The following is a 3,909-nucleotide window of genomic DNA, read 5'->3' as shown; positions in this document are numbered from 1 at the left end:
CTCCGCCCAGGCCGGCAGCGGCGGATTGTCCGGGTGCTGGATCTTCAGCCCGGCGGGTGCGCCCGACATGATCGCATAGAGATTGTCGAGACTCTCGATGCCCGGGAAGGTGTGCGCGGCGTAGCGGCAGAAGAAACTCATGAGCGAGGTGTCCCAGATCCACACCCGTGAGGTGGCGCACCCTTCGCCCATGTAGGGGGAGACCGGTGTCACCGCCGATTCATAGACGTGCCGCCAGGCGGAACGCCACGCTTCCCAATAGAGTTCCACCCATTCGGGGTGTTCGTCGAAGATCACCTCCGGGATCTCCGCTTTCGGGAACGGCCGCCGGGTCGGGACAAAGAGCGCTTCGGAATTGAGGTCCATATTCTCTCTACTTTCGGATGAGTTCATAGGCGAAGACCGCCTCGGGATAGCGGGCGTTGTCGAGGGCGAGCCGGAGGGTGCCTTCCGGAGCGGGTTCCGGCGTGACCCGGGCGATCCGTTTCCCGGCGGTATCGAGTGCGTAAAGCTCCCAGTTGCCGCGGGGGAGGCGGAGCGTGACCTGTGCGGTGCCGCGCCGGGCGAGGAAGGGGAGCTTGCCCCAGCTCTCCAGCCGGTCGAGATGGGCGTTGCCGAACTTCATGCCGGTCGCCTGCGTGTTGGTCAGGTGGAAGAGCGTCATTCTCCGGGCGCTGTCGAGCTTATCGCCGTCGACCGGAAGCAGGGCGAAAACGGCCGGAACGCTGGAGTGTTCCACCGCGAGGAGCCTGCCTTGAAGCGTTTTCCCGACCGCGGGCGCGAGAACTTCCCCGCCGGGGGCGGTGATGCGGAGCGTGCGCTGTTTCCGGTTCAGCTCCAGCTGTCCGCCGGGAGCGGTGAAGCGGCCGGAGGCGGCGTCGAAACACCCCTGCGGCAGCAGTCCGGCCTGGATCAGATCGGGAATCAACTTTTCCGAGGCGGTGAACGAGGGGATGTTCCCGCCTGCCGGAGCGGCGCCGGTGCCGATGTCGATCAAAGCCGCCACACGGTTTCCGGGGAGGGGCAGGGAGGTTGCCAGCCCGATGCGGGCGAGGAATCCGAGGTCGCAGAAGGGGAGGGGCGCTTCGGCCTCGGCCCCCTTGCGGAACGGCGATGTGGCGACGGCGGCGAAGGCGCGTTCGGCCGGCCGGATTCCGCCATGGAGGAAGAGCCGCGCGCCGAGCCGCTGGGAGAAGGTTTTGACCGGATCGGTGGCGATGTCGAAGAAGCCGCGGGTGTTGGCCGGATTGGTCACCGCGTTGAGGCTGTGGGCGTAGGCGAAGGGGAAGAGCCCGTCCCACGCCTGAAACGCCGCATACGCCGCCATCAGGGCCGGACCGACGGCGCGGAACTGATTGGGGTTGGCGTAGTCGAATTCACTTACCGTAAAGGGCTTGCCGAAAATCCGGGAGGGCATGAGCTGCCCCGGAATTCCGGGGCGCGCCGCCAGCGGATGGGACTGCGACGGCAGTACCGGCAGCTGCCACGGCTTTTCGGCGAAGCGGGGGTGATCCCAGTAGGCGTGGTTGTCGACGAAGTCGTAGAGCGAACGACTGGCCGCGAGCGGGAGATTGCACAGAAAATTCTGATCGGTGAGCAGCGCCCGGCAACCGAGACCGCGCAGAAATTCCGCCATCTGCCGGTAACGGCCGGAGGTCAGTTCCGAGAGAAATTCAACGAAGGTGCCGTTGGTGTGCGTCTTCTTCCATTCGGCGAAGCGGGCGTTGTAGAGCTGCATGGCCCGCGGGCTCCGGTTCCACCAGGAGTCGGGATTGCCCTCGTTGACCAGCGACAGGGTGATGAGCGCCGGGTCATCCTTGAGCGCCAGACCGGTATGGGGATTGACCCGGGTGAGAAACGCTTTCGCCCAGCGCTCCCAGTCGGCGTAGACGTCGTCGTTGATGTAGAAGAGAGCCTTGTATTCGGCGGGGGAGGCGATGGCTCCAATGCTGCCGAGTTCGGCGGCGGGGATGTTCCGGCGCGACACGTAGACGTCGGTGGTGTAGTAGATGCCCCGCTTCTTCAAGCAGGCGAGCAGATAGTCGAGCCGGTCGACCCGTTCCGGATCGATCCGCGATGGACTGTTGCCGCCGCGGTCGTAGATCTCGTTGTCGTGGTGGTGGATGCGGACGACGTTGAAGCCGAACGCCGCCAGACGGTCGGCCAGTTCCTCCGCCTGCTGCCGGTTGGGCAGCTGGGAGTCGCCGACGAAATTCGCTCCGTAGAAACGGACCGGAATTCCCGGACGGTCGCGGAAGACGAACTTCCCTTCCGGCGAGACGACGAGCGGACCGTACTTGCCCGCCGGGGCGTCGAGAAATCCGGAGAAATCCAGCACGCTGTTCTTTTGGACGTTCCGGTGATAAGTGAAGGGCTTCCACTCCTTTCCGGCGGCGGCGACGACGGGGGGCTGGTACACGTTGCCGAGAGCCGGGCCGAACGCTCCCGCTTTGCCGTGGCGGATTTGAAAATCGAAGGTGGTTTGGCTGATCTGCTGCCCGGTGTGGGGCAAGAATCCGATGCGGATGCCGAAGCCGGCGCCGTTCCATTTGCGCCCATCCTGAATGCGGAGAAAGAAATCCCCTTCAAGCAGGATCTCGCCGGAGACGGTCGGGAGTCGGAACTGCTTGACCGGGCGGGAGATCACCACTTCCCCCCGGAACTCTTTCGGAAACGGAATCCGTTTGCCGTCCGCTTCGAAGGCGGCGGTGCCGTAGAGCGAAATCGGCAGAGAGCCCTGCAGGCAGAGAAATTTGATGGCGGAGGGTTTCGCAAATTTCGCGACGCCGCGGAAGTGCGCGCCGCCATTCCCTGCGGGAGTGAGGGCGAGGGTGAGTTCTCCCGGCGCCGCGCCGGGAATCTGGAGATTGTACTGCAACTGCCGGGCGCCGTCCGGCGCGGTCCGGTTTTCTTTCCGCCGGAAGATCTGCGGCCTCGTGGCGGGCTGGAGGGTGTGCCATTTTTCGGTGAAGGTGGAGAGCGTGACTCGCCAGTTGTCGAGTTCCAGGGTGGCGTCGTCGAGCAGCTGCGGTTGTGCGGCGGCGAGTGCGCCGCACAACAAAGCGTTGGCTGCAAAGAGAAGAGTGTGTCGCATTATGAATGTTTCTTTCTTTTGGATACTTTTATTGTAAGAGAGATAGCTCTTGGCTGTGCAGCGTTAGTGAAACCTGCAATGTTGTTGGATCCATATAAAATCATATCGTATTCAGGTGTATGACATGATGTGGTATTCAAGGTTCCTCATCTCCATAGAAGAAGAACACTCTGTAATCAGCTTTTTCTCGGATTTCACTGTTGGACTGTGACGAGGCGTGAAGGTCAGGGAACAGTACGTTGGTTTTTCCTTTGTGGCATGCCCAATACCGGCTGATATCATTACTGGTACTGTTGTAGATCGTTGCTTTCCCGCCTTTTCCCTGTACTTTCGCCGTAGGGGAGACGCTGCCTTCGCCCCGAGTACAGGCAAGCATGACAAAATCGGAAGGAGCTCTGCCCACTCGGATTATTTTGGTGTCATTGGTCGCAAAATTCAGCTCATCTGCTGCTCTGAAATGCCATCTGCCGCGCTGATTTCCATACCCATTTGCACTGCAATATCCTCCATAGCTGTGCCAACGACCATCTCCATTCATCCCATACGTATACTGTTGGTAGGTCCAATCGGCATCAGCTGGAATTTTCTGTTCCGAACAGGAAGTGATTTCAGAGGTCCCCGTAATATATCCCGCAGAAGCCAGCAGTCTTCCCCAGGTAGAAAATTTGTAGCCTTTGCCGCCGTTCAGATTCTCGTCATGGCACGGTTTAAAAAACCAGCCCTCCGCCGCGTTGATCTCAATGGGGAACCAATCGTTGAAATCGTTGGAATACATTCCGATACATGTTCCGACCTGCTTCTGGTTCGAAAGGCAG

General features: G+C 61.1%; 2 protein-coding genes and 1 pseudogene. All 3 read right to left on the bottom strand.

Annotation, left to right across the window (positions count from 1 at the left end; genetic code table 11):
- Positions 1-366 (bottom strand): annotated as a pseudogene (locus tag ACMLHG_RS05370) (neutral trehalase); the annotation flags it as partial.
- 7 nt (positions 367-373) lie between these two features.
- Positions 374-3,094 (bottom strand): hypothetical protein, encoded by a 2,721-nt coding sequence (locus tag ACMLHG_RS05365; protein ID WP_417169812.1) that lies wholly within the window; start codon positions 3,092-3,094, stop codon positions 374-376.
- A gap of 136 nt (positions 3,095-3,230) precedes the next feature.
- Positions 3,231-3,909 (bottom strand): hypothetical protein (locus tag ACMLHG_RS05360; RefSeq protein ID WP_417169811.1); only part of this gene is annotated, 679 nt, incomplete at its 5' end.

Source organism: Victivallis sp. (assembly GCF_048170485.1).
GTDB lineage: Bacteria > Verrucomicrobiota > Lentisphaeria > Victivallales > Victivallaceae > Victivallis.
This window is presented reverse-complemented; position numbering and strand designations above follow the sequence as displayed.

Coding starts and splice junctions, on each gene's coding strand:
- ACMLHG_RS05365 (WP_417169812.1), bottom strand. CDS start 3,094: ATGCGACACACTCTTCTCTTTGCAGCCAACGCTTTGTTGTGCGGCGCA.